Source organism: Gordonibacter massiliensis (ex Traore et al. 2017) (genome assembly GCF_019731765.1).
Classification (GTDB): Bacteria; Actinomycetota; Coriobacteriia; order Coriobacteriales; family Eggerthellaceae; genus Gordonibacter; species Gordonibacter massiliensis.
The window spans coordinates 77,377-103,924 of the sequence record NZ_JAASIO010000003.1 but is presented as its reverse complement, the minus strand read 5'-3'; the positions used below and the strand labels follow the sequence as shown (position 1 = coordinate 103,924).

General features: G+C 65.0%; 17 protein-coding genes. 15 read left to right on the top strand and 2 right to left on the bottom strand.

The features are described from left to right. Positions 1–16 precede the first annotated feature (16 nt). The 10 genes from cysK to HCH03_RS05555 all read left to right on the top strand — a co-directional run bounded on the left by cysK (position 17) and on the right by HCH03_RS05555 (position 16,786). Positions 17–955 (top strand): cysteine synthase A, encoded by a 939-nt coding sequence (gene cysK / locus HCH03_RS05600; protein ID WP_246599715.1) that lies wholly within the window; start codon positions 17–19, stop codon positions 953–955. Between the two features lie 757 nt (positions 956–1,712). Next, entirely contained in the window at positions 1,713–2,831 is a 1,119-nt protein-coding gene (gene tilS, locus HCH03_RS05595; protein WP_221688700.1) for a tRNA lysidine(34) synthetase TilS, read from the top strand. Positions 2,832–3,040: 209 nt separating this feature from the next. Next, positions 3,041–3,733, top strand: a complete 693-nt coding sequence (locus HCH03_RS05590; RefSeq protein WP_221688699.1) for a Maf family protein — start codon at positions 3,041–3,043, stop codon at positions 3,731–3,733. Between the two features lie 250 nt (positions 3,734–3,983). Then, on the top strand, positions 3,984–4,529 hold the full coding sequence (gene hpt / locus HCH03_RS05585) for a hypoxanthine phosphoribosyltransferase (RefSeq protein ID WP_221688698.1): 546 nt from the start codon (positions 3,984–3,986) through the stop codon (positions 4,527–4,529). Between the two features lie 144 nt (positions 4,530–4,673). Continuing rightward, a complete protein-coding gene (gene ftsH / locus HCH03_RS05580; protein WP_221688697.1) occupies positions 4,674–7,022 on the top strand; it encodes an ATP-dependent zinc metalloprotease FtsH in 2,349 nt (782 codons plus the stop codon). Continuing rightward, the gene (gene folP, locus HCH03_RS05575; protein ID WP_221688696.1) at positions 7,023–8,330 is read left to right on the top strand and encodes a dihydropteroate synthase; all 1,308 of its coding nucleotides are present in this window, start codon (positions 7,023–7,025) and stop codon (positions 8,328–8,330) included. After that, positions 8,327–9,142, top strand: coding sequence for a biotin--[acetyl-CoA-carboxylase] ligase (locus HCH03_RS05570; RefSeq protein WP_221688695.1), 816 nt, complete (start codon positions 8,327–8,329; stop codon positions 9,140–9,142). Before folP ends, HCH03_RS05570 begins: the two co-directional genes overlap by 4 nt. A 575-nt stretch (positions 9,143–9,717) precedes the next feature. Further along, positions 9,718–11,235, top strand: coding sequence for an MATE family efflux transporter (locus HCH03_RS05565; protein WP_185904480.1), 1,518 nt, complete (start codon positions 9,718–9,720; stop codon positions 11,233–11,235). Positions 11,236–11,406: 171 nt separating this feature from the next. Further along, positions 11,407–12,039, top strand: a complete 633-nt coding sequence (locus tag HCH03_RS05560; RefSeq protein ID WP_221688694.1) for a biotin transporter BioY — start codon at positions 11,407–11,409, stop codon at positions 12,037–12,039. A gap of 163 nt (positions 12,040–12,202) precedes the next feature. Next, positions 12,203–16,786, top strand: coding sequence for an Ig-like domain-containing protein (locus HCH03_RS05555; RefSeq protein ID WP_221688693.1), 4,584 nt, complete (start codon positions 12,203–12,205; stop codon positions 16,784–16,786). A 99-nt stretch (positions 16,787–16,885) separates the two neighbouring features. Here the strand turns inward: HCH03_RS05555 and HCH03_RS05550 are convergent, their stop codons facing one another. Then, positions 16,886–17,995 (bottom strand): beta-ketoacyl-ACP synthase 3, encoded by a 1,110-nt coding sequence (locus tag HCH03_RS05550; RefSeq protein WP_221688692.1) that lies wholly within the window; start codon positions 17,993–17,995, stop codon positions 16,886–16,888. A 712-nt stretch (positions 17,996–18,707) separates the two neighbouring features. Continuing rightward, on the bottom strand, positions 18,708–19,409 hold the full coding sequence (locus tag HCH03_RS05545; protein ID WP_221688691.1) for a Crp/Fnr family transcriptional regulator: 702 nt from the start codon (positions 19,407–19,409) through the stop codon (positions 18,708–18,710). Between the two features lie 174 nt (positions 19,410–19,583). Here HCH03_RS05545 and HCH03_RS16770 point away from each other — a divergent pair, with 174 nt between their 5' ends. The 5 genes from HCH03_RS16770 to HCH03_RS05520 all read left to right on the top strand — a co-directional run bounded on the left by HCH03_RS16770 (position 19,584) and on the right by HCH03_RS05520 (position 26,420). Next, on the top strand, positions 19,584–21,713 hold the full coding sequence (locus HCH03_RS16770) for an AAA family ATPase (RefSeq protein ID WP_221688690.1): 2,130 nt from the start codon (positions 19,584–19,586) through the stop codon (positions 21,711–21,713). Positions 21,714–21,785: 72 nt separating this feature from the next. Continuing rightward, positions 21,786–22,661, top strand: coding sequence for a DUF7192 family protein (locus HCH03_RS05535; RefSeq protein WP_221688689.1), 876 nt, complete (start codon positions 21,786–21,788; stop codon positions 22,659–22,661). A gap of 194 nt (positions 22,662–22,855) precedes the next feature. Then, positions 22,856–25,096 (top strand): molybdopterin-dependent oxidoreductase, encoded by a 2,241-nt coding sequence (locus HCH03_RS05530; protein WP_221688688.1) that lies wholly within the window; start codon positions 22,856–22,858, stop codon positions 25,094–25,096. 2 nt (positions 25,097–25,098) lie between these two features. Beyond that, positions 25,099–25,437: an oxidoreductase gene (locus tag HCH03_RS05525; protein ID WP_221688687.1), complete on the top strand. Its 339-nt coding sequence runs from the start codon at positions 25,099–25,101 to the stop codon at positions 25,435–25,437. 275 nt (positions 25,438–25,712) lie between these two features. After that, positions 25,713–26,420, top strand: a complete 708-nt coding sequence (locus HCH03_RS05520; protein WP_221688686.1) for a hypothetical protein — start codon at positions 25,713–25,715, stop codon at positions 26,418–26,420. The last annotated feature ends 128 nt before the right edge of the window (positions 26,421–26,548 follow it).

The following is a 26,548-nucleotide window of genomic DNA, read 5'->3' as shown; positions in this document are numbered from 1 at the left end:
ACGCTAGGAGATTGAAATGGCAGATCAAGTATCGCAGATCATCGGCGAGACGCCGCTCGTGCGGCTGGACGCGCTCTCTCAGGACGTGGGCGCCGACGTGTACGCGAAATACGAGGCCGCCAACCCCGGTGCCTCCATCAAGGACCGTGCCGCGAAGAGCATGATCGACCGCGCCGAGGAGCGCGGCGAGATCGCGCCGGGCCGCACGGTGCTCGTGGAGCCCACGAGCGGCAACACCGGCGTGGCCATCGCCATGATCGGCGCCGCGCGCGGCTACGACGTGATCATCGCCATGCCCGAGTCCATGAGCCGCGAGCGCCGCGCCCTCATGGCGGCCTACGGCGCGAAGCTCGAGCTCACGCCGGCGGCCGCGGGCATGGCCGGCGCCGTGGCGCGCGCCGAGGAGATCGCGCGCGACACGCCGGGCGCGTGGGTCGTGGGGCAGTTCACGAACCCCGACAACCCCCGCGCGCACGAGGAGACCACCGGTCCCGAGATCGTGCGCCAGCTGGGCGGATTCCCCGCCTACGTGGTGGCCGGCGCCGGCACGGGCGGCACCATCTCGGGCGTTGCCCACTACCTGCGCGCCCAAGGCGCGCCCACGAAGTTCTACGCGGTCGAGCCGACGGAAAGCCCGCTTGTCTCGCAGGCGCTGGCCGGCGAGGAGCTCGCGCCCGCGTCCCACGGCATCCAGGGCATCGGGGCGAACTTCATCCCCGCCACGCTCGATTTGGACGTGCTCGACGGCGCGCTGTCCGTGCCGACGTCTGCCGCGCTGTCCGCTGCGCGCGACCTCGCCTCGCGGGAGGGCCTGCTCGTGGGCATATCCTCGGGGGCGAACGCCGCCGCCGTGCGCAAGCTGGTGGCCGAGCATCCCGAGGCGCGCGGCACGACCATCGTGACGTTCGCCGTGGACACGGGCGAGCGCTACCTGTCCACCCCGCTGTTCGAGTAGTAGGTCGGGATTGCCTGCTTGTCCGTGCGCTCGCTTTCTTCGCGCACCCACTCGCCCGAGCAGGGGGTGCGCCAAAAGCGCCGTTGCGCTCGCCTCGTAGGGCAAGGGCTCTGCCCTTGCCGCCCGACAGGGGGTGCCTCCGCAGGTTGATGGCAAGGGCAGCGCCGTTGCCCTACGAGACAGCCTCGGAGGGGCGCGTTTTCCAACTTTTGACACAGTCCCGTTCAGCAAGAAACGCTTTCGCGGGTCGAGCGGGCGGGGCACGCCCCGCCCCTACGGCGCGTTTGCCGAAAACGCGCGTTTCGGCGGCTTCCGATACCTCTCCCTGCGATCTTTGGCTGTCTTCGCACGCTTTTCCGTCGGCGTTCCGCATCGCTCGTGCATGGTCAAGGCGGTTTCCTGAGCAGAAATGGCAGTAGGGTACGGGGTGCGGCTCGCATGTCGGTACGACGAGTCGCGTTTTCCCAGTTCGCGATTTTCGACCACCATGATGCATCGCCGGGGCCGCCCTCGGACTGCCTCCGAAGGCGTTTGGCGCAGTGAAATCCGTACACAACGGGCAAATCTGCTCAGAAATCGGCCATCCGCTTGCATTCGGCGAATCGCGGCCGGCCGCCGGCGCCCCCTGCCGGCATCACTCGGTTGCTCCGCAATCCACTCGCGCCTTCCTCCGGCGGTTCGGTTTCGCGGCGGTGGCGTATAATCGCGGGAAAGCGCGGTTACGCTTGCCGCGTGCGAAACTCGCGAAAGGAAGACCATGTCCGCAACCTCCGTCATCGACCGCATGAGGGACGCCCTCGCCGAACGGGCGCTGGGAGGTCCGGACACGCCGGCGTTGCTCATGGTGTCGGGCGGTTCGGACTCCACGGCGCTCGCCTACCTGGCTGCCGAACTGCACGAGGCCGGAGACTTGGGGCAGCTGGCCATGCTGCATGTGAACCACCAGCTGCGGGGCGAGGATGCCGACGCCGACGCGCGCTTCGTCGCGCAGCTGGCCGAACTGCTGGGCGTTCCGCTGTTCTCCTGCGAGATCGACATCGCCCGCGAGGCCGCGCGCACCGGCGAGAACGTGGAGGCCGTGGCAAGGCGCGAGCGCTACCTGGCAGCGAACGAGGCGCTCGAAAGCCTGTGCCTCCACACGGCCGCGCCGCTCGCCGACGGGCGCATCGTCACGGCGCACACGGCCGACGACCGCGTGGAGAGCTTCTACATGCGCTCTATCGTGGGCACGGGGCCGGGCGGCTTCCGCGCCATGCGCTACCGCAACGGCCCCGTGGTCCGGCCGCTGTTGGACGTGAGCCGCGATGACCTGCGCTCCTATCTGGTGAAACGCGAGCGGGCGGGCGAGCCGGTGGCCGTGGACACGGAGGGGAACCTCTGGCGCGAGGACGCGACGAACGCCCACACCGACCGCTTCCGCGCCTACGTGCGCCACGAGATCGTGCCGCGTGCCAAAGAGCGCAATCCGCAGCTGCTCGACGTGCTGTGCCGCACCATGAACCTCGTCGCCGACGAGGACGATATGCTGGAAGCGCAGGCCGAGGTCCTGGTGGAGCGCCAGGCATCGTGGCTGGAGCAAGCCGAGGCCCTGGGCGTCGACCACGGTGCGGGTTGCGTGCTGGCGCCTGCGCTGGGCGCCGAGCCGCGTGCGATGCAGCGCCGCGCGGTCGTGCGCGTGCTGGGCCTCGTGCTGGGCTCGGAAGCGCGGGTGGAAACCGCCTCGGTGGAGGCCGTGCTCGCCGCCTATGATGCCAGCGGCGCCCCGCGCGGCGGCTATGTGGCCAACATCCAGGGAGATCTGGCCGTCAGCGCCAACAAGCACGGCGTGCGCATCGAGCCCATGGCCGCCTTCCGCGCCCGCCGCAAGAGGGACTAGCGACTTAGAGTCAAACGCCTTCGTCCGGTATGACGGGGTGGGAGCACCTTCGGCGTGCGCTCAGGATAATGGGGCGCGAACGACTCTGGACTGCATTCGGAGTGGCGGGGACGAGCGGCAGTCATCGTCTGCGTCGGCCGAATGCCCGCTGCGCGCCGCAAGCGGAGATCGCGGCGCGGGGTGCGTCGGGTTGCGCTACAATACCGGGCATGGAAAACGAACAGAACACCAACGGGACGGCCGCGTCGAACGCGCAGGCCGCCGACGCGCAGGAACAACCCGCCATCGACCTCATCCTGGCCAGCGGCTCGCCGCGACGCAAGCAGCTGCTCGAGGACGCGGGCGTGGCCTTCGCCGTACGCGCGTCCGACGTCGACGAGGCGCTCGACGCCGACCTTTTGGCCGACCCGCCCGAGGCTGCCAAGAAGCTCGCCGAGCGCAAGGCGGGCGCCGTGGTGCAGGAGGTGCTGTCCGAGAACTACCTGGGCATCGCCGCCGTGCTGGGCGCCGACACCATGGTCGTGCTCGACGGCGAGATATTCGGCAAGCCGGCGAGCATCTCCGACGCCAAACGCATGCTGCGCCGCCTGTCGGGGCGCACGCACGAGGTGCTCACGGCCGTGTCGGTGTGGATGGTCGCCGCGCCTGAGGTGGAGCAGATCTCCGTGGGCTTCCGCACGTTCGTCGATCGCGCCGCCGTGACGTTCCGCGACCTCACCGACGAGGAGATCACCGCCTACCTGAAGCTGGGCGAGTCGTTCGACAAGGCGGGCGCGTACGCCATCCAAGGCGCCGGAGCCGACTTCGTCGACCGCGTCGAGGGCGCGATGGACACGGTCATCGGCCTGCCCGTCGGGCGTTTGAAAGAAGACTTCCCCGACCTGATGGCCCCCATAGCATAGCGCCCGCAAGGCGGCTCGATGCTCCGGCCCGCCTCTCCAGTGCTCGTTTTCTCCAGCCTATACGCCCTGTTCCCACGCCAAATGTAAAAATCGTGGCCCTTCGCCCGGCGTTACCGTCTCGTCGCCTTTTACGAGGGGTGCAATGGTACACTAACCGCATTCAAGGTAAGCGTGACGCCGCAGCTCACCTACCGTGCAGCGCGCGGTGCGTGAGGTGGCGGAGCGCGGATGCGACGAAGGATGCAGGCTTGTGCATAGCGACATAGCGGAGGTACTGTTCACCGAAGACGAGATCGCCGAGCGCGTGAGCGAGATCGGCCGCGCCATCACGCGCGATTACGCCCATACCGCGGACGAGGACGGCATCGTGCTCATCTCCGTGCTGCGCGGGGCGGCCATCTTCATGGCGGACTTGGCCCGCAAGATCGAGCTGCCGGTGGAGATGGACTACATGGCCATCTCGTCGTACGGCAACGGGGCGAAGAGCTCCGGCGTCGTGCGCATCCTGAAGGACCTCACATCCGAGATCGAAGGACGCCACGTCATCGTGGCCGAGGACATCCTCGACTCCGGCCTCACCTTGACGTACTTGCTGAAAAACCTGGCGTCGCGCCATCCCGCCTCGGTGGAGGTGGCCACGCTGCTGCGCAAGCAGACGCGCGCTCAGGCGAAGATCGACTGCAAATACATCGGGTTCGAATGCCCCGACGAGTTCATCGTCGGCTATGGGCTGGACTTCGCGGAGCGCTACCGCAACCTGCCCTACATCGGCATTTTGAAGCCGGAGGTTTACTAACGACGTTTCTGCGGCGGACGGAAAGGCGCTCCAGACGGTGCCTTCCGTCCGCAGGCAGGCGAGCGGCAGCGGCTCGAACGGCGGTGGGTGAGAACCCCTCGCCTGAAGCCGCGGTCGGCCGTTCGGGAAGGAAAGTCAGGCTCTATGGCACAGGACAACAAAAACAAAAAGCCGCAGTTCCAGCAGCCGAGTCCGAGGACGACCATCATATCGGTCCTCCTGTTCATGGTCGTGGCCTTCTTCGTGGGCCAGCAGTTCATGAACATGTCGGCCAGCGGAACCCCCACCGACGGTCTGATCACGTCTGAGTTCGTGCAGGCCGTGGAGCAGGATCGCGTGACGAAGGTCGTGTACGACGCCGGTGGGCACACGGTTTCCGGCTCGTACTTCCCGGCCGTCACGGCGGGCTCGACGGGCGCCGACGCGTTCAACGAGGCCATCCAGGCGCTCAACGCGCGCATGGCCACGCTCAAGAACCCCGACACGGGCAAGGCGCTCGGCGGCGTGGGCACGTCCGACGTGGGCGCGGCCACGCTGGGCACCGAGCACAACTTCACGTCCACCTACGTGGGCCAGGACTCGCTCGGCGAGCTCATGGCCGCACACCCGAACATCCCCTACCAGGTGAACCTGCCCTCCGGCTTCGTAGACATCCTCATCACGCTGCTGCCCATCATCGCCATCGGCGCGCTGCTGTTCTTCTTCTTCAACTCCATGCAGAAGGCGAACAACTCGCAGATGTCGTTCGGCAAGGCCAAGACGAAGAAGTCCATCGAGGAGCGCCCCGACGTGAAGTTCTCCGACGTGGCCGGCGTGGACGAGGCCGTGGAGGAGATGCAGGAGATCAAAGACTTCCTGGCGAACCCCGCGAAGTACCAGTCCATGGGCGCGAAGATCCCGCGCGGCTGTTTGCTGGTGGGCCCTCCGGGCACCGGCAAGACGCTGCTGGCGCGCGCCGTGGCCGGCGAGGCGGGCGTGCCGTTCTTCAGCATTTCGGGCTCCGACTTCGTGGAGATGTTCGTGGGCGTGGGCGCCAGCCGCGTGCGCGACCTGTTCCAGCAGGCTAAGGACGCCAGCCCGGCCATCATCTTCATCGACGAGATCGACGCCGTGGGCCGCCAGCGCGGCACGGGCCTCGGCGGCGGCCACGACGAGCGCGAGCAGACGCTGAACCAGCTGCTCGTGGAGATGGACGGCTTCGAGTCCAACGATTCGGTGGTGCTCATCGCCGCCACGAACCGCGCCGACGTTCTCGACCCGGCGCTGCTGCGTCCCGGCCGCTTCGACCGCCAGATCGTGGTGGACGCGCCCGATGTGAAGGGCCGCGAGAAGATCCTTCAGGTGCACTCGAAGGACAAGCCCATCGGCAGCGACGTCGACTTGGCGAAGGTGGCCAAGCTCACGCCCGGCTTCACGGGCGCCGACCTGGCCAACCTCATGAACGAATCGGCGCTGCTCACGGCGCGCCGCGGCAAGAAGATCATCACGCAGCGCGAGGTGTCCGAGTCCATGGAGCGCGTCATCGCCGGCCCGGAGCGCAAGGGCCGCGTGCTGGACGAGCAGACGAAGCACACCATCGCCTACCACGAGAGCGGCCACGCCCTGGTGGGGCACACGCTGCCGCATGCCGACCCGGTGCACAAGATCTCGATCATCTCGCGCGGCCGCGCGCTCGGCTATACGCTGTCCATCCCCAAGGAGGACAAGGTGCTCAACTCGCTCGGCGAAATGCGCGACGAGCTGGCCGTGTTCATGGGCGGCCGCGTGGCCGAGGAGATCTTCTGCGACGACATCACCACGGGCGCTTCGAACGACCTCGAGCGCGCCACGAAGATGGCCCGCGCCATCGTCACGCAGTACGGCATGAGCGCCGAGCTGGGCACGCAGGTGTTCGGCCAGCCCAACCACGAGGTGTTCCTGGGCCGCGACTACGGTAACACGCAGGACTACTCCGAGGAGACAGCCAAGCGCATCGACGACGAGGTGGCCCGCATCATGAAGGACGCGCACGACCGCGCCTACGAGATACTGGTCGCCCACCGCGAGCAGATGGACCTCATGGCCAGCGTGCTGCTGGAGCGCGAGACCGTGGAAGGCGAGGCGTGCCTGGCGCTGCTCGACAACACGTGGGACGAGTACCTGAAGCACGAAGGCGAGATCAACGCCCGCAAGGAGGCCGAAGAGGCCGCCGCCCGCGCCCGCGATGCGAAGCTGGCCGATCCGAACTGGAAAGAGGAGCCGGTGGAGCCGGGCGATCAGAACCCGAACCCGCCGTTCCGCGAGCCCGCCGAGGAAGACCGCGTCGACGGCATTCCCGCCCCGGGCGCTTCGACGCCCTCCGCGCCTACCGGCGAGCAGCGCGCCGAAGGATCGAACGATTTCCTGGGCGAGCTCGAGAAGGGCTTCCGCGAGATGATGGGCGACGGCACGGGTGCGCAGGACGGCAAGCCGGCCGACCGCAAGGACGACAAGAAAGGCGACGGAGAGAAGTAGATGATCTGGCGCTGCGCTTCGTTTGAGTTCGACACCAAGATGCCCATCGTCATGGGCATCTTGAACGTTACCCCCGATTCCTTCTCCGACGGCGGCGAGCATGAAGGGCTCGAAGCCGCGATCGCCCATGCCGAGCGCATGGTGGAGGAGGGCGCCGCCATCGTGGACGTGGGCGGCGAGTCAACCCGTCCGGGCGCCGCGCCCGTGAGCGTGGAGGAGGAGCTGGGCCGGGTGCTGCCGGTGATCCGCGCGCTGGTCGAGCGCGGCATATGTGTGAGCATCGACACGCGTCACGCCGAGGTGGCCCGCGCCGCTTATGCGGCGGGGGCGTCCATCGTGAACGACGTGTCCGGCTTCCGCGACCCGGCCATGGTGGAGGTGGCGCGCGGCTGCGACGCGGGTCTCGTGGTCATGCACATGCTGGGCGACCCGGCCACCATGCAGGACGATCCCGTGTACGACGACGTGGTGAACGACGTGCGCGACTACCTGCGCGACCGCGCGGCTGCGCTGGAGGAGGCGGGCATCGCGCGGGGCCGCATCTGCATCGATCCCGGTCCCGGCTTCGGCAAGACGCCGAAGCAGACCATCGAGCTCGTGCGCAACTTCCAGGAGTTCGCGCGGCTGGGCTACCCCGTGATGGCGGCGCTCTCGCGCAAGAGCTACATCGGCTACGCCTACCGTATCGACGAACCGGCCGCGCGCGACCACGCGTCCGCCGCCGAGGCGCTCATGGCCTGCGAACTGGGGGCGAACGTGGTGCGCACGCACAACGTGGCCGAGACGGTGAAGGCGCTGGCCGACCTGCGCCCCTACGTGCTGCTGGGCCTGGGCTGCAACGTGCCGCTCGTGGCCGAGCCGGGCGAGGAGCGCGAAGGCAAGATCGCGCTGCTGAACCAAGCCGTGACCGAGCTGTGCGCGCTGCCCGACTCGCAGATCATCGACATCTCCGGCTTCTACGAGAGCGAGCCGGCCTACTATCTGGACCAGGACACGTTCGTAAACGCCGTCGCGCTGCTGCGCACCGGCTTGGCGCCCAAGGAGCTCTTGGGCTACCTGCACGCCATCGAGAACAGCCTGGGCCGCGTGCGCGAGATCGAGAACGGCCCGCGCACCTGCGACTTGGACATCATCGACTACCAGCTCTATGTGACGGACAACGACCTGCTCACGCTGCCGCACCCGCGCGCCCTCGAGCGCGACTTCGTGGTGCAGCCGCTGCTGGAGCTGCTGCCGAACCACGTGCTAGCCGACGGCACCCCCGTGACCGCGGACCAGGTGACGGTGGGGAAGGCGACACGGCTGTGAGCGAGCCGCTCGCGTTCCGCGTGCGCATGCTCGACGAGACAACCTCGACGAACGACGAAGTGAAGCGCGCGCTCGAGGCCGGCGAGCCCGAGGGCTTGGCTGTACGCGCCCTGCAACAGACGGGCGGCTATGGACGGCAGGGTCGCGCGTGGGCGAGTCCCGAAGGCGGCTTGTATATGTCCTTGCTGCTGCGACCCCGGGTAGATGCTGCCGTGCTGCCCACCCTTAGCCTCGTGACCGGCTTGGCCGTGCGCCGCGCCGCCGCTGTGCTGCTGCCCGTCGACGCCGGGGAGACCGTGCTGGTGAAATGGCCGAACGACTTGGTGGTTCCGGCGGTCTGCCGGCCGCCGGAACCGGCCGACGCTGCGGCCGCCCAACCTGCGGGGGGCGCTGCTTTTCGCAAGCTGTGCGGCATCTCGTTAGAGGCGCATGCGGGCGGGGTGTGCGTGGGCATCGGCGTGAACGTGGTGCCGCCAGCTGCGAGCGACGATGCGAGGGTGGGCGGCAAGAACGTTCCCGTCTACCTTTCCGAACTGGGCTTCCAAGGCGGTATCGACGACGTGGCCGACGCTGTGCTGCAGGCTTACGCGCCGCTGTACCGCGCGTGGCTGTCCGAAGGCTTTGCTCCGCTTGTCGAAGAGTACGCTGCGCACGCCAGCCTCACCGGACGCAGTGTGCGCATGGTGAACCGATCCGGAGAGCCGGTCGCCCAAGGGGTCGTTGCCTCAGTGGACGAGTTCGGTCGCTTGGTCCTGTGCGCGCTTGACGGCGTTCTCGTGCCGGTTGCCTCCGGCGAGGTCCATCTGGTGTAAGGCTCGCTCGAAATCGAAAAAATCTGCGTCAACGAGCTTTTCTGCTAAAAAACGGCGTTTGTGAACGATTGTTCGAGCCTTTTTATATATTAGTAAAATTATCATTAAATAAAAGCCCAGATAAATTACTTGTAAGCCTAACTATCCTTATAATAGATCATTCACAAACGCCATTTTTTAGCAGAAAACGGCTTTGGGATAGAATTTTGAGCTCTCGGGTCGGCAACGGCCGGGGCGGGTCTGCTAGCAACCCCGCAGGATCCTTCTCGTTGTAGTCTCTTGAAAAGCAGGATCAAAAGAAAATGGCCCTACGAAGGCGGGTCTAAACAGTAATGAAGGGGAGGGGCGCTCGCTCGTTACGTTTCGGACAAGGAACATATTGCGCTTTTCAGCCTGCAATCGATTCGGGAACCGCGTCCCTTCGCACGCTTTTTCTGCCGCCTAGCGCTTGAATCAGTCCATTGGCGGCGATTCGCTATGGTCGGTTTGTGTATCCGCTCGCAAGGTGTTCTCCTAAGTATGTGCGCGCGAGTAAAATATCTCGTTCCGCAAAAATGAGAAAGGCACCTCGAGACATGGCAGCAGCTGCAGCGACGAAGGCGAAACTCCCCCTCGACCTCAACGAAGAAAGCACGGGCGCGCCGCTCGGCAAAGACCCGAAGAACCCCGAGCGCGACAGCAAGGTCAGCCGCATGGGCACGGCGTCCATCCCGCGGCTCATCACGGAGTTCGCCATTCCCGCCATCCTGGGCATGGTGGTGAACGGCGCTTACAACGTGGTCGACTCCATCTTTCTTGGACAGGCCATGGGCGAGATCGGCCTGTCCGCCGCCACGGTGGCCAACCCCATCATGATCGTGTTCATGGCCATATCCATGCTCATCGGCAACGGCGGCAACGCGCTTGCGGCCTTGCGCCTAGGCGAGGGGCGGCGCGTGGACGCCGAGATCAGCCTGGGCAACACGGTGCTGCTGAGCGTGGTGGTGTCAGCTATCGTGGGCATCGCGGCGCTGAACCCGGCCGTCATCGACAGCCTGCTCACGCTTTCGAGCGCCACCGACGACGTGCGACCCTATGCGCATGCGTTCCTGCAGATCATCTGCTTCGGCTTCATCTTCCAGTGCATCGGCATGGGCGTGAACAACTTCATCCGCACGGCCGGCGCGCCCAACCGTGCGCTCGTCACCATGCTCATAGGCCTGGTGGTGTCGCTGGTGTTCAACTACCTGTTCGTCCTTCGGTTCGGCTGGGGCGTGGAGGGCAGCGCGCTGGCCACCATCATCGGCCAAGGCGCTTCGTGCGTGTCGGTGCTGTGGTACTTCATCTTCACGAAGAAGGTGCCGCTCAAGCTGCATTTCCGCTATATGACCCCGCATCTCAAGGTCATCGGCACCATCCTGTCGCTCGGGTTCGCCAGCTTTGCCGTGCAGGCGGGTATGGCGGTGGTGAACTTCGTCATCAACAGCATGCTCGTGAAATACGGCGCGCTCAGCCCCATCGGGGCCGACGACGCGCTCGCGTCCATCGGCGTGGTGCAGCGCATCGCCATGTTCACCGTGCTGCCGCTCGTGGGCGTGGCCGTGGCCATCCAGCCGCTGCTGGGCTTCAACTACGGCGCGAAGCTCATCGACCGCGTGCGCAAGACGCTGTGGTGCGGCATCGCCGGCGCCACGGTGCTCGGTACGGTCATGTGGGCCGTCGTGCACCTGTTCCCCGAGGCCATTGTGGGGGTGTTCGGTATCACGCACCCGGGTCTCGTTGACTTCACGGTGTTCGCGCTCAAGGTGCAGCTGTTCATGCTGCCGTTCGTGGGCTTCCAAATCGTGGGTTCGAACTACTTCCAGGCCACGGGGCAGCCGCTCAAGTCCATCGTGCTGTCGCTCACGCGCCAGATACTGTTCCTCGTGCCGCTGCTGTTCGCGCTGCCTGAGGTGCTGCCGCAGATCATGTCGCAGTTCACCGGGCTCGACGCGCTGTACTTCGCCACGCCGCTCGCGGACTTCCTGTCCATCTTCACCACCGTCATCTTCATCATCGTGGAAATGCGCCGCCTGAAGAAGCTCGAGCGCGGCGAGATCGAGGCGAAGTTCTAGCCTCGCACCTTCCCACAACCGGAGTTAACCTGCGAAGGCAGCCGGCGAGCCGCCTTCGCGTTGTCACCCTCTGCGGTCTTCTCGGGAGACGCGGCGCCGTGCCATGCGCTAGGCTGGTGAACGACAAGCAAAAGCGTATCGGCGCATGCGTCCGAGAAGGAGATTCGAACCATGGAACAGGCAAAGGAGATGGGGGGCGCGTCGCGCGTCCGCACGCGTTCGGTGGCGTTCGTGGGGCTGTCCATCGCGCTCATGGCGGTGTCGGCGTGGGTATCGGTGCCGTTCGGGCCGGTGCCGTTCACGCTGCAAACGTTCGTGATGGTGTTCGCGCTGCTGGTGTTGACGCCGGGCGAATGTCTTGCGGCTATCGGAGGGTATTTGGTCATCGGCGCCGTGGGGCTGCCCGTGTTCTCGTCCATGCGCGGCGGCATAGGCGTGCTGGCCGGGCCGACGGGCGGTTTTCTGTGGGGATTCTTGCTGGGGGCCATCGTGGCGCTGGCGTTCCTGCGCCTTGTGGATGCTCGGTTACGGCGCGGCGCGGCAGCCGAGAGTGGACCGGGCGACGGCATTGCGAAAGGCGGCAGGGGAAAACGTCGCGCGCTTGCCGTCGACGTCGTGGCTGGTTTCTTGTTTCTGCTGGTGATGTACGTGTGCGGCTGGGTTCAGCTCATGGGCGTGGCAGGGCTCGGGCCCGAGGCCGCGTTCGCCACGGCGGTCGCGCCGTTCCTCGTCGTCGACGGCGTGAAGCTGGTCGCCGGCGTGCTCACCGCCCGGGCCGTGCGGAAGGCTTTGCCGGGACGGTAAACTGTCCGAATCCCAGGATCGGCGAAGCGGCCTCTTTGGCAAAACATAGCAATGTTGCTCAATCCCCTTTGTGCGACGGCGTAGCCTATACTCAATAAAATCTGTGTTTGTACAGGTGAAAGCTGTAAGCGAGTGGGCTGGCAGGGTCCAACAGGGAGTGACTATGGGCACATGTGAAGCAATCGGGCGGTTAAGCGAAGGTACGCTGCACGCAAAAATTATCCGAATGGCGATGGCTGCCATATTGGCCTTTGCGCTCGTGCCGGCTATCTCGGCTGAACAGGCGTTCGCCTCTGAGCCGAAGTTTATCGGAACCGTGTACTATCCCGTCGCTTACGACGAGAACGGCTACCCGCTCTACAACGAAGATGGAACTGTTCAACGCGGCAACCCCTACGTGACGCTTAGAAACGTGGAGAACGCTTCGGGAACGCTGGTGGTGCCGGCGAAATTCGATGTGGTCGAACGCGCCGAGGACGGCACTGAAACCATCCACGAGAGCGTGACGCCGGCAAGCATCAGCATCGGCGGAAGCGATTCGCTTGTCGGCGGCATGGGCGAGGACAACTGGAAGAACGACGCGATTACTTCCATCGATCTAACTCAGTGCCTCGCGGTTAAGACGGTGAGTTTTTCCAGGCTGCCTAAAGTGGAATCCGTGAATATGGGCGGCTTGCCTGAGCTTGCCAATATTTCCTATGACAGATGCAAAGCGTTGAGTTCAGTCAATACAGATAACTGCGCGAAGCTGTCGTCACTTACCATAATGAACTGCGGCGCATTGGAAATCCCCGACTTTTCCCTGCCGCAATGGAAGGGTCTGATGCAGTTTCAAGCCAGAAGCCAGTTTGGCTTCGATGCGTTCGATGCCTCGAAGTTATCCGAATTGAATTACCTGTCGTTTTCCGATACCGACCTATCGGCCATTGACGTTTCCCAATGCTCGAAGCTCAAGAGCTTGAGCTTGTCCGGCAACCAATTGACTGAGCTCGATGCGGCGAGCATCCCGGAGAGTGTCGACTATTTCAACTGCCAATACAACCGTATCAACGATACCGATGCGCTCGTTGCTCGTTTTGGGAAAAGCGCTGTGCTGCCCCAAGGCGACAGCGGTTTGTCGTCGAGCGTGCAGGTGTTCAATCCGTTGGATTACCAAGGATCGATGCTGCCCGGAGAGAGTCGCGAATACGGTCTTTCGAGCTGCTATCATCCTTCAAGCGAAGAATCCTCGAACTATTGGAAGGAGGATGCCAATGCGCGCGGTGCGGCATCAAACTTCACGGCGACTTCGAGCGATCCTTCGATTGCTTCAGTGAAAATCACCGAAGAGTACGGATATCCCACACTGAACCTTGCTACATTAAAGGCTGGCACGACAAAACTAACCGTCAGGTATTCGTTTGAAGGGGATTATGGAACCTATGCGGGAGAGCAGACGGTCGACTTCGTTGTGGCGGCAAGTGACAATCCCGTTGTTGCTGTGAGCTGCGATGTTGAATCGGTCGAAGTGCCTCTTCCTGGCAGTTGCGCTATTTGCGGCGAAACGCATCAGTCTTACGGCACAAGGGTGCCTATTGAGACAACGACGGAGGATCCGGGTCGTCCCCAAGCAGGCTCAAGCTCTATCGAGGTGAAATCATCCGACGAATCGATAGTGGCGGGCTCGCTGGGTATTGACATAATGGGTGAAACGGTTACCCGAACGGCGCTTCTCATTCCCAAGGGCCTCGGATCCGCAACGGTTACCGTAAGGGGAGTGGACTATATTGACGGAGAGCCAGTTTACACCGACCCTGCGACTTTTCAGGTGGAAGTGGTGGAGTTGCCGAACCCGACGCTAAACGTGCTCGAAGCCATCACGGTGTTTCCCACGGAATATTCCGAGGGGGGCTACTCCAACTCCAATACAGTCGTATCGCCTTATGGCAGCATCGCTTCTTATGTTGAAAACGACGCTCTTAGTTCTGTCACCGGAGTGCATGGCAACGGGTTCACTTATGGCTACCCAATAGTTTCCGCTGAATGCCAGGACGTGTATAGCGCTACAAGCGACAACGAAGATATCGTTTCAGTTGTGCGCGATTCGCAAAGAAACCAGCTCATGCTCCAATACAAGGCGGCGGGGACGGCGCATGTGACGGTGGAAGATGTTTGGGGCAACAAGGGAACGTGCACGGTGACGGTGATGGACAGGATGGGGGAAGTCGAGAAACTTTCCCTTTCGCGAACCGAAATCACCATCAAACAAGGGGAAGCTTTCGACCTGTCGAAGTTGGTCGAGGGCATGGACAAGCTTGATCCTTATCTTGCCGGCATTGGTGGGCTGTTGGTGTTCAAAAGCAGTAACGGTTACATTGCTCCCATAAAATGGAATCTCGACGGCAATCTCGATGATAGCTTGCCTCATTACGTATCTCAGATCTACGGTCGCAACGTGGGGGATGCTACCGTTTCCGCCAACGTGTTAACCGGTGGCGATATGGGCGGCTCCATTGAGTACATCGACCAATGGGGCGTAACGCAGTTCGACGAACTGACCGTGCACGTAGTTCCCGCTGACGCGCCAACAGGCAATCCGGCGACGGCGGTGGAGGTTACAGGCGATTCCGACTCGGTTGAGCTGGGCTCCACATTGCAGCTTTCGGCGGCGGTCACGCCGGCCGACGCCGACGATGCGGACACGCTCAAGTGGGTTTCCTCCGACGCGTCGGTCGCCACCGTCGATGCGTCCGGCAAAGTGACTCCCATCGCGCTCGGCAAGGCAACCATAACGGCCACCGTCGGTTCGGTGTCCGACACGTTCGAGGTGACCGTAGTCGAGAAGAGCGTTCCTGCTACCGATGTGACCATATCGGCCGCCGACGGCGCGATGAAGGTCGGCGACACGCAACAGCTGACGGCCACGGTCGTGCCGACCGACTCCACCGACGAGGTGGTGTGGTCGTCCTCCGACGAGGACGTTCTCGCGGTCGACCAATCCGGTCTGGTGACGGCGGTGGGCAACGGCGAGGCATCCATCCAGGTCGTGGCGGGTGTTGCGAACGACGAGACGCAAGCCATCACGGTAACCACGCCCGTCACGGGCGTTTCGCTGGACGCCGCCGAGCTCGAGCTGTACGTGGGTGCGGATGCGTCGAAGCTGACGGCGACGGTCGCTCCTACCACGGCCTCCAACAAGGCGGTGACGTGGAAATCATCCAACGTGGGGGCGGCTGCGGTAGATGCCGACGGCAACGTGTCGCCGGTGGCGGCGGGCACGGCCACCGTCACCGCCACGACGGTCGACGGCGGCTACACGGCGTCGTGCGAGGTGACGGTGAAGCAGCACGCGGAGGGCGTCGCGCTTGACAAGCACGAGCTCACGCTCACCGGTGCCGAGTCCTCGGCGCTGAAAGCGACGGTCGCGCCCGATAACGCCACGAACAAGGACGTGACGTGGGCATCGTCGGACGAGTCGGTCGCGACGGTGGCCGCCGATGGCGTCGTGACGTCGGTGGGCAAGGGTGCGGCCACGATCACGGTCACGACGTTGGACGGCGACTTCTCCGACACCTGCGCGGTAACCGTGAAGAACCCTGCGATTACGCTCGGCAGGGTCGAGCCTTCTCCGCTCAATCTCGTCAAAGGCGAAACGGCTGACGTTACGGTGTCGCCAGCCGGTGCCTTGCCCGGCGAGGTGGATGACCTTGGCGCCATCGTGTGGTCTTCGAGCAACGAGGCGGTTGTCAAGGTGTCCGACGGCACGGTGACGGCCGTGTCCACGGGTACTACGAAGATAAAGGCCGAGGTGCACTTGGGGGAAACTGAGATGGGGGACACCTGGCTCGCTTCTACCGGCACCGTTTATGTGACGAATCCGGTTAAGAGCGTGTCGATCTCCGAGACGTCCAAGACGGCTACGGTGGGTGACGGCGCGTTCACGCTGAAGGCGACGGTCGACCCGGCCGACGCCGACGATCCCGACGTCACCTGGATCTCGACTAACCCAGCCGTGGTGACGGTCGACGCGGACGGCAACGTGGCCATCAAAGCGGCCGGCTCGGCGAGTATCGTCGCTTCAGCCGGTGGTAAGTCCGCCGCCTGCGCGCTCACGGTGAAGGCGATGGAGATGGCCAAGACGCCTGCCGGTTCAGGCTTTTCCGCCAGCGTGGCCGCCACAGACTCCGCGACGGTCGAAGTGCTCAAGAAGCATGCGGAAGAGGGCCTCAACCTGGCGGTGCAGGCCATCGCCGAGCTGACCGCCCCCGCCAAGGCGGCTGTGGAGAAGCTTGCGGCCGACGGTGCGGTGGTGGCTGAGACGTTCGACATCCACTTCGCCAAGGACAACGGCGAGGAGATCGTGCTGTCCGCCGGCGAGGACGGCGCGGTGACGCTCACCGTGAAGATGGCCCTCACTGACTCCATGCGCGCGCTGCTCGGGCAGGGCATGGATCTGCAGGTGCACTACGTGGGCGAGGACGGCACGGTGGAGGACAAGCAGACATGGGTGGAAGGTGACTACCTCTGCTTCGTCACCGAGCACTTCAGCGACTACGTGGTGACGGGTGTGCCCTCGAAGGACGAGGGCGAGCAGGGTTCGGGCGGCCAGGGCTCGGATGACCAGAAGCCCGCTGCGCTCCCTGCCGGTGGGAACGGGTCGGCGCTCGCCTCCACGGGTGACCCGGTGGGCGCTACGGCACTCGTGCTCGGTATGCTTGCCTGCTTGGCGGCTGGTACCGTGGCGTGGATGCGGCGCAAAGCTCGGTAGCTCAGCAATAGTTTTGTGCAAAACGAAAGGGCGGCGCATGATGCGTCGCCCTTTCTGCATTATTGGAACCCTCAGTTTATTGACCGAACGAGCCCTTTTCTACGCCTCGTACACCACGGCGCCCGAGGTGAAGCCGCCGCCGAAGGCCACGAGCACCACCTTGTCGCCGCGCTTGATGCGGCCGGAGGCATAGGCTTCGGCCAGCGCCATAGGCAGGCTGGCGGCCGAGGTGTTGCCCGCATGCGCGATGGACAGTTGGAACAGATCCATGGGACGGTCGAGCTTCTTGGCGGCGTACTTGATGATTCGCTCGTTGGCCTGGTGGGGGACGATGCACGCCACCTCGTCGAGCGAAACGTCGGCGCGCTCGAGCGCGCGGTTCACGGCTTCGGTCATGGCCTCGGCGGCGAACTTGAACACTTTCTGGCCGTTCATGTAGATGGTCTGGCGCGGTCGGCCGGCTTCCACGGCCTCGAGCACGTCGAGCTCCTCGGCGATACGGGAGGCGGCCGCGTCGTGCGTGGTGACGCCGGGCGCGACGCCGTTCGCGTCGAAGGGCTGGGGCGCGTCGTACGCCGAAGGACAGGAGAGGGCGTTCGTCACGTCGTCCTCGTTCACGATGAAGCTGCTCAGGATGCCCGGGCGCTCGTCGCTCCATTCGAGTACGGCCGCGCCCGCGCCGTCGCCGAACAGCACGCACGTGTTGCGATCGGCCCAGTTCGTCAAGTGGGTCAGGCGTTCGGATCCCACTACGAGCGCGCGGCGCACGGGGTTGCGTCCGGCGGCCCCCGGCGCGCCGGGGGCGGAGGCGGCCATCATGGTTTCGGCCACGGTTAGGCTGTAGACGAAGCCCGTGCAGGCGGCGTTCAAGTCGAAGGCGATGGCGTTCTCGAGGCCCAAGCGCCGGCGCAGCAGCCCCGCCATGGAAGGAACCACCATGTCCGGCGTGATGGTGGCGAACACCACCAGGTCGATTTCGCCCGCCTCGAAGCGCCGCTCGGCGAAGCCGCCGTCGGCCCAGCCCAGAGCTTCGCGCGCGGCCGCTTCGGCCAGATCGGCGTTCGACTCGGCAACGGCGACGTGCCGGCTTTCGATGCCGGTACGCGTCCTGATCCATTCGTCGTTCGTGTCAACGAGCGCCTTCAGGTCGTCGTTTTGCACCTCGAGCGCCGGAACCGCCTTGCCGAATCCCACCAATGCACTGCCCACAATGATCTCCTGCCTTCAGCCGTCTCGAACGCGCGGCGCGGTACCGGAAGCGGCTACGGCGGTGCGCGATGGATGGCGAAATACTTCGATAATCAAACTAATTCGATTATAGCACGCAGTGTGAAGAGGGGAGGAACCCCAAGCGATGTCCACAAAGCGCCCTTCGCTCGCCGGCTGCCCGCTTTGTTGGGTTTGCCGCCGCCGAGGCACCCCCCGCCGAGGCTTCCCTCTTGTCCAAGTAACCCACTGCTGCTTTTGATCGAAACGGTTCGTCTTGCGTTCGCGCAAAGAGGTCGCGTCGCACAAAAATCACCGATGTCCCCGCATGAACAGGGTCGAAAACGACTTTGCAACCCGCTGGCATCCAGCTACGCTGCCCTTTCCCCAGCTCGTGAAAAGAGAAAGCCACTGAGAGGCGAAGCGTATGCGGGGACATCGGTGATTTTTGTGCGACAAGGACCTTCGCTCTATGTCAAGCCACCATTGACATGCACCCGGCCGGGTTGTCATCCTGAGCGGAGGCGGCGAAAGCCGCCGGAGTCGAAGGATCCCGCGCGGCGACAGCTGAAGGTGCCTCCGGCTGTCGCCGCGCGGGATCCTTCGACTCGCTCCGCTCGCTCAGGATGACAATGCGTCGGCTTGCGTAGTGTCAACGGTGGTTTAGCACAGAGGACCTTCGTGCTGAATCGTTTTGAAAGCGGCGACGAAGCGGCTAGACGATCAGCCCCTTGGGATCGCGCACGAGGTAGGAGCCGTCGCGCTTGTCCACGACGCCTTCGTCGGCCAAGTTGCGCACGGCGGTGTTCACGGTTACGCGGTTGGCGCCCAGCATGTCGCCGATCATCTGCTGGGTAAGCTTGAACGTGATACGGTACCAGTCGTCGCCCAATGGCTCGTCGCAGTCCTTCGCGAATCCCAGCAGCATGAGGTACACGCGCATGCGCACGTCGTAGCGCTCCGTCTCGCGCAGCCGCTCGTTTGCCGAGAAGAACTTATGCGCGAGCGAGCAGATAACCAGGTCGAACACGTCGCCGTCGGCCATCATGGCCGCCTTCATGCGCTCGCGGCCGATGCGCACGAGCGTCGTGCGCTCCAAGGCGGTGAACACCGTGTCGGATGGAAGCCCCGAGAGCGCGTTCGACTCCAAGAACAGGCTGCCGCGCAAAAAGAAGGCTCCATGCTGGGGCGATCCGGCGGGCGCGGGGTTCGAGGACCCCACCATGCCGTCGAGCACCAGGTAGCAGAAGCGCGCATCGCGTTCGGCGTGCAACTGCTCGCCCCGCTCGAGCACCACCTCGTCGCCTAGGCCCACCAGGCGTTCCCAATGGGGCTCCATCACGTAGGCCCGGTAGGGGAAGTCGGACGGCAGCTCCACTCCGTCGAGCGAAAACGCCTCGTTGCTGATGTTCGGCATGTTTTTCCCTCCCGATCGTGGAAGCTCGGCGGCCAGCCCGCGCATCGTTTTTCGCGTACCCCATGGGAACCCAGTATAGAGCAGCCGCGATTTCCTTTACAGTCAAAAATATAACTTAAGTTACAAAATATGATATACTATGGCGATCGAACCGCCGAGAGAATCGAGGGTGTCGTGAGGGAGACGTTCATTGCCTACGTGGGCAGCGACGTGGACGAAAAAGCCATTGAACAGGCGCTCGTCGAGGCGAACCGCAACTATGACTGCACCGTGAAGGTGCTCGCCGTGCCGGCTGCGGCAGCGCCCGGCGCCGACGGGGCAGCCGCCATGCCCGGCGCTGACAAAACGGCCAGCGGCGCGCGCGACGACGATCCGGCGGCTGTCGCCGCGTCCGCGCATCGATCGGAGGCTCCCGCTGCGGCCGCTCGCGCGTCGACCGCTTCCGCCGCAGCCGCCTGCGGGACGGCTGCTCGCGAAGCGGCAGCACGCACCGCAGGCGGCAAGGATCCAGCGTGCGACGCCAAGGCCGTGTTCGGGAAGATCGTGCTGGACTCCTACGCGAAGAACTGCCGCGACCCCGAGGTGGGCTCGGGCGTCCTGGCCGTGGGCGGCTACGACCTGGAGCTGCTGCACGACACCGCCCGGCGCTTGGCGGGCGGGCGGTACGACCCGCATGATCGCGACGCCGACCAGCGCGTCGTGCGCGACGCGTTCGCGGACTTCGACACCGACGCGTTCAACCTGTTGGCGAAGGCCATGCCGTTCTCAGCGGCGTTCTTCGACGTCGAACGCGGTCGGCTGGTGGCTGCGCGCGGAGTGGATTCGGGCGAGCAGGAGAACTACGGCAACCTGTTCTACGGCGCCACGCCGGGCGGCGGCCTCATGTTCTCGAACGACGAGGCCGTGCTGCGCGGTTTCTGCGCCGATGCGCTGCCGGTGAAGCCGTTCACGTACTTCGACAGCGGAGCATGCTGCGGGGAGTTGCCGGAGAGCGAGGGGAGCGGCGGCGTTGCGGGTTCGGTTGACCTGGCGGGCGGCCAGCAAGCCGCCTCTGTGGGTATCTTTCCGGTCAGGCACGAAGGGAGGGCACGGACGCGCGGGCTTCCCTCCTTGGCGACCGGCACCTTCGCCGCGTTCCGCACGCCGACGCCGCGCGCGGCCGACGATGCGGGCATCCGGTCGAACTACGCCAACGCCCGCGACATCATCGCGCTGGTGAACGGCATCGTGGAGCAGGCGGCCGACGAGACGCTGGCTTCCACGATGGATCGCGCCTTCGCCGACTACTTCGCCGGCTGCGAACCGGGCGAGCGCGTGGCCTCGTTCGTGGACGCCACGTTGGAAGACGTCGTGCGCTCGCATTTGGCGCAGGCGGTGTCCGACCAGATGGAGAAGCTGAATCTGGAACGCGCCGTGGCCGACGAGTTCGACGCGAAGTGCCGAGCCATGTTGGAAAGCTATCTCGCGCACAACGCGACTCCGCAGGTGAACGTGGTGAACCTGGGCGGCGTCGAGCTGGCGCGCACGGGCTGCGCCTACTACCACGAGAAGTACGAGCAGGTGCTCGCGCAGGTGCAGCTGGACGAGCCCGTGATGCTGGTGGGGCCGGCCGGATCGGGCAAGAACTTCGCCGTGTCGCAGATCGCCGAGGGCTTGGGCCTGCCCATGTACTACACGAACAACGCTTCCAACGAGTTCAAGCTCACCGGTTTCATCGACGCGGGCGGCACGTACCGCGACACCGAGTTCTACAAGGCGTTCAAAAACGGCGGCGTGTTCTTCCTCGACGAGATAGACAACTCCGATCCGGCCGCGCTCATCGTCATCAACTCGGCGCTGGCGAACGGCTACATGGCCTTTCCGCACGAGACCATTCGCCGCCATCCCGACTTCCGCTGCGTGGCGGCGGCCAACACCTGGGGCAAGGGCAGCAACCTGCTCTACGTGGGCCGCAACGTGCTGGACGGGGCCACGCTCGACCGGTTCGACCTGGTGTTCTTCGATTACGATCGCCGGCTCGAGCGTGCGCTGTACCCCGCAGACGACCTGCTGGCGTTCATGTGGGCGTTCCGCGACGCCGTGGATGCGTGCCGCATCCCGCATATCGTGTCCACGCGCGCCATCGGCAAGTGCTACAAGAAGGAGCTCGCGGGCATCGACCGCGAGACCATCCTGCGCACGAACGTGATCCGCAGCCTGTCGCAGGACGACCTCAACGTGGTCATCGGCGCCATGAAGGGGGAAGGCGCAAGCGAACACAACCCATACTACGCCCAGATCACCGCCATGCGCGTGGAAAAATAACGGGAGCGGCGCAGGGCGGGCTGGCGAAGCGGTCCACCCGGAACGAGGCGTTGGAAAGGAAGGGAAGGCTTCATGTTCCGCACGTACCGTCACGGCGATAAGCGGGTGATGCACTTCACGTTCGCCTCGCTCGACGAATTCCTCACCTACGTGCAGCAGGCGGAAACCGCGCCCGCGTTCGCCACGGTGGAGACGTCGCTGCAGGAGACGTCCGAAGACGACCAGTTCATGATGACGCGCTCGTTCGACGAGGCCGTGAAGATATGCCGCTTCGGCGATCACGACGGCTTCGACGAGCTCATGCACCTGGTGGGCGAGGTGCGCCGCGCGCTGGATCTGCCGCTGGAGTCGCAGCGCACGTTCCACGACTACGTGGGCTTCGCGCCCGACGTGAAGGCGTATTTGGAGGGCAGCCCGCTTTCCATGGTGAACATGCCCCCGCGCAAGAAGCGGCGTGTGGCCCTCTACCTGAACACGTCGTGCGACGGCAGCACGCGCCGCGCGCTCATCATGCACCGCGGAGCCGTGGCGCTCGCGGCGGCCGAGGCCATCGAACTCGTGGGGTTCTCCGTGGACCTGCACGTGTTCGAGATGTCGGAGAACGATTGCGACGTGCACGTGAGCGAGTTTTTGCTCAAGGATCCCGACGAGCGCGTGAACCCGCAGAAGCTGTACTTCCCGCTCTGCCACCCTTCGTGGGTGCGCCGTTTGAACTTCCGCCTCATCGAGACCACGCCCGGCATCGGCGGGCACTGGACGGGCACGTACGGCTATCCGGCCGAGGTGCCGCTCGTGCGCGACGTGCTGGGCTTGGGCGCGGACGCCATCGTGTTCCCCTCGGCGAAGGACGCGCGCATCGAGGGCGAGAACGTCGTGGAAGACGCCCGCCGCATCTTCGCGCTCATCAACCCGCTGCTGCCCGAGCGCGCCCAGCTGAAGCTGCGATAGGGAAGGAGCCGACCGCCCAACAACCACGTCGCACGGCATACTGCCGTGGGTAGTATGCCGCCCTTCCTGCCTCATCAATCCCATATTCTGACGCCCGCCGCGCGATTTCACGTCCCGGCGGCGATTCGCCGCCCCGTCTCGCACGGCATGCTGTGCCCAGTGCTATTCGACGAGAGAACCAAGGAGGGCGAAGCATGGAGAAATCAGAGGGCATCACCATCCCGCATGAGAAGCCGTGGCAGTACCAAGAGGGCGAGTACACGGTGACGCGCGGCAGCGCGTGGTCGGGGCCGGGGTGCCACCTGGGGTGCGGCGTGCTGCTGTACACCGACAAGGAGGGAAAGCTCGTCAAGGTCGAGGGCGACCCCGAGAACCCGATGACCGAGGGCCGTTTGTGCGTGCGCTGCCTGGACATGCCCGAGATCGTGAACCATAAGGACCGCCTCACGTACCCGATGAAGCGCGCCCGCGAAGACCGCGGCAAGAACAAGTGGGAGCGTGTGAGCTGGGACGAGGCGTACGACATCGTCGAGCGCGAGTTCAACGCCATCAAGGAGAAGTACGGTGCCGAATCGGTGGTGTTCATCCACGGCACCGGCCGCGACATCGCGCCGTGGCAGTCGCGCCTGTGCTGGTCGTTCGGCAGCCCGAACTACGGCAACGTGCTCTCGGGCAACGCGTGCTACCTGCCGCGCGTGGCCGGCATGGCCGCCACGACGGGCTCGTTCTGGATCGCCGACGTGGCCCAGCACTTCACGGACCGCTACGACCACCCCGGCTGGACCATGCCCGAGGTCATGTTCGTATGGGGCAACAACCCCATCATCGCGAACTCGGACGGCTTCTTCGGCCATTGGGTCATCGACCTCATGAAGCGCGGCATGAAGACCGTGGTCATCGACCCGCGCGTGACGTTTTTGGCGGCGAAGGCCGACCTGCACCTGCCCATCCGCCCCGGCACCGACGCGGCGCTGGCGCTGGGCATGCTCAACGTCATCATCAACGAGGAGATCTACGATCACGAGTTCGTGGACTGCTGGTGCTACGGCTTCGACGAGCTGAAGGAGCGCGTGCAGGAGTACCCGGCCGACCGCGTGGCCGAGATCACCTGGATCCCCGAGGACAAGATCGTGCGCGCTGCCCGCATGCTGGCCGCGGCGAAGCCGGCCACGTTGCAGTGGGGCCTGGCCATCGACATGACGCGCGAGGCGATTCCCGCCGGCCAGGCCATCGCGGCGCTGTTCCAGATCACCGGCAACATCGACTGCCCGGGCGGCTTGGTGCCTCCGGCGGAGATCATGGCGTACTCCGGCGGCTGGGGCCGCGACCTGCTGCCTGAGGAGCAGGAGCCGAAGCGCCTGGGTCTCGACCGCTACCGCCTGCTGCAGATGGGCTTCAAGCAGTCCTCGCCCGACGTGCTCATCGAGACCATGGAGACGGGCGTGCCCTACGAGATCCACGGCGCGCACTTCCAGACCACGAACGGCCTGGCCTGCATGGCCGCCGACCCGCAGCGCGTGTACAAGGCGTTCGGCAAGTGCGACTTCATCGTGTCGGTGGACCTGTTCATGACGCCCACCATCATGGCGCTGGCCGACGTGGTGCTGCCCGCGGCCACGTTCCCCGAGCGCAACGGCATCCGCGTGGGCGACGGCCCGCAGCGCGGCGAGGTCATCAACAAGGTCACGCAGATCGGCGAGTGCAAGTCCGACATGCAGATCAACCTGGAGCTGGGCAAGCGCTTCAACCCCGAGGCCTGGCCGTGGGAGACGCCCGAGGAGATGTTCACCGAGCTGCTGAAGCCCACCGGCTACTCGTGGGAGGAGCTGCGCGAGGAAGCGCCCGTGTACCTGCCGGTCGAGTACTACAAGTACAGATGCGGCAAGATGCGCGAGGACGGCAAGCCCGGCTTCCAGACGGCCACCGGCCGCATCGAGCTGTGGTCGACGTTCTACAACGCGGCCGAGCTCGATCCGCTGCCGTACTTCGAGGAGCCCGACCCCGGTCCCGGCTCCACGCCCGAGCTGTTCGCGCAGTATCCGCTGGTGCTGACCACGGGCGCGCGCAACTGGAATTACTTCCACTCCGAGCATCGCCAGATCGAGCGTTTGCGCAAGATGCATCCCGACCCCATCGTGCAGGTGCATCCCGATAAGCTGGCCGAACTGGGCATGGAGGACGGCGAGTGGGTGTGGATCGAGAACCAGAACGGCCGCGCCAAGATCAAGATCGAATCGACGCCCATCCTCACCGACCCGCGCATCGTGGCCTGCGACCACGCGTGGTGGAAGCCGGAGAGCGACCCGGAGAAGTTCTTCGACGTGTTCGAGTACAACATCAACAACCTTATGGTGTACAGCCCCGGCAAGAGCGGGTTCGGTTCCAACTACAAGACGAGCATCTGCAAGCTCTACAAGCTAGAGGACGGTGAGTAACGATGGCCCAGTACGGAATCTTGGTGGACTACGAATGGTGCACCGGCTGCCATTCGTGCGAGTTCGCATGCCAGATGGAGCACGGCTACCCGGTGGGGCAGACGGGCATCCTCGTGAACGAGATAGGTCCGTGGAAGATCGACGAGGACGTGTGGCAGCTGGCCTACATGCCCGTGCCCACCGACCAATGCGACCTGTGCGCCGCGCGCCGGGAGCTGGGCAAGGTGCCCACCTGCGTGCAGCACTGCCAGGCGAAATGCCTCGAGTACGGCCCGCTGGAGGAGTTGAACGCCAAATTGGCCGCCAAGGCGAAGCAGGCGGTGTTCGCCCTGGGCGAGTAGGGGGAAGGTCCCGTGCGCCGGCCGGAAGCGCGTTCGCGCTTCCGGCCGTCTCGCTATTCGCAGAGATGTATCGCATGTGGTTGGAACGGGGCGCTGTCGGTAGCTGTTCCGTAGGGCAAGGGCTCTGCCCTTGCCGTCGACCTGGGAGAACGCAGCTGGTAGTGCGGCAAGAGCAGAGCCCTTGCCCTACGGAAAGCATTCTGGCGATGCTTGGGGGACAGCCCCTGCGCATCCACGTTCAGGGTGCGGCCGTTTTTCGGAGGAAAGGAACGTTCATGGACACCATCGTGCTGCTGATCGCGGTTGTCGTCGGCCTCGTGGCGTTGGAACTGCTGGGCATGCGCGCGTACCGTCGCCATCGGGCGCGCAAGGCGGCGGCCTTCACGCGGGAGAACGTGGGCGCGGTGTACGACGATTTGCAGGCCGCACGCGCCCATTGCTTGGCGGAGAAGCGCGCCTACGGGATGCTGGCCGACGCCGCCCGCGCCGGAGGTCGCGCACAGGACGGTGCCGTGCTGGATGCGCTGGCCGACGGCGAGCGGGCCCATTTGGCCGCGATCGAGGATTTCCGCGGGCCGTTGCACGCCGAAAGCGTGGATCCCGCGTCGCGCCCGCCTTTGCCGACAAGTCTCGACGACGCCCTGCGCGAGGTGGCCGTGCGCGCCGACGCTTGGAGCACGGGGCCTTGCCGCGACGCCGCCGCACGCGCCCGCGTGCACGGCCACCGCGACATCGCAAGGCTCTACCGCCAGCTGCAGGAAGTGGAGCAGGCGGCCGCGTGCCTCTGCCTCGACCTGGCCGAGGGCGCCCGTCCGGCCGAGCCCCTTTCGCGCTGCCCTTCCTGCGGCCTCATCGTGGCCGGTCGTCGCCCTGCCTTTTGCACCGTGTGTACGAAGCCCGGTTTCGAGTTCGAGGACGTCGAGGTTTCTGCCACGGCTGCTGCCGACGAAGCAGCGAGGCCCGTTTCAGGGAGCGCCGCATAGAAAGCGCCTCAATGTTAAACCCACCGTTGACATTCCGCGAGCCAGCGCGTTGTCATCCTGAGCGGAGGCCGAAGGCCGGAGTCGAAGGATCCCGTGCGGCGGCAGCTGAGGCGTCTCCGGCTGTCGCC

Excerpts from the sequence above, each read along its gene's own strand:
- cysK (WP_246599715.1), top strand. The coding sequence starts at position 17 with ATGGCAGATCAAGTATCGCAGATCATCGGCGAGACGCCGCTCGTGCGG.
- tilS (WP_221688700.1), top strand. The coding sequence starts at position 1,713 with ATGTCCGCAACCTCCGTCATCGACCGCATGAGGGACGCCCTCGCCGAA.
- HCH03_RS05590 (WP_221688699.1), top strand. The coding sequence starts at position 3,041 with ATGGAAAACGAACAGAACACCAACGGGACGGCCGCGTCGAACGCGCAG.
- ftsH (WP_221688697.1), top strand. The coding sequence starts at position 4,674 with ATGGCACAGGACAACAAAAACAAAAAGCCGCAGTTCCAGCAGCCGAGT.
- folP (WP_221688696.1), top strand. The coding sequence starts at position 7,023 with ATGATCTGGCGCTGCGCTTCGTTTGAGTTCGACACCAAGATGCCCATC.
- HCH03_RS05565 (WP_185904480.1), top strand. The coding sequence starts at position 9,718 with ATGGCAGCAGCTGCAGCGACGAAGGCGAAACTCCCCCTCGACCTCAAC.
- HCH03_RS05560 (WP_221688694.1), top strand. The coding sequence starts at position 11,407 with ATGGAACAGGCAAAGGAGATGGGGGGCGCGTCGCGCGTCCGCACGCGT.
- HCH03_RS05555 (WP_221688693.1), top strand. The coding sequence starts at position 12,203 with ATGGGCACATGTGAAGCAATCGGGCGGTTAAGCGAAGGTACGCTGCAC.
- HCH03_RS05545 (WP_221688691.1), bottom strand. The coding sequence starts at position 19,409 with ATGCCGAACATCAGCAACGAGGCGTTTTCGCTCGACGGAGTGGAGCTG.
- HCH03_RS05535 (WP_221688689.1), top strand. The coding sequence starts at position 21,786 with ATGTTCCGCACGTACCGTCACGGCGATAAGCGGGTGATGCACTTCACG.
- HCH03_RS05530 (WP_221688688.1), top strand. The coding sequence starts at position 22,856 with ATGGAGAAATCAGAGGGCATCACCATCCCGCATGAGAAGCCGTGGCAG.
- HCH03_RS05525 (WP_221688687.1), top strand. The coding sequence starts at position 25,099 with ATGGCCCAGTACGGAATCTTGGTGGACTACGAATGGTGCACCGGCTGC.
- HCH03_RS05520 (WP_221688686.1), top strand. The coding sequence starts at position 25,713 with ATGGACACCATCGTGCTGCTGATCGCGGTTGTCGTCGGCCTCGTGGCG.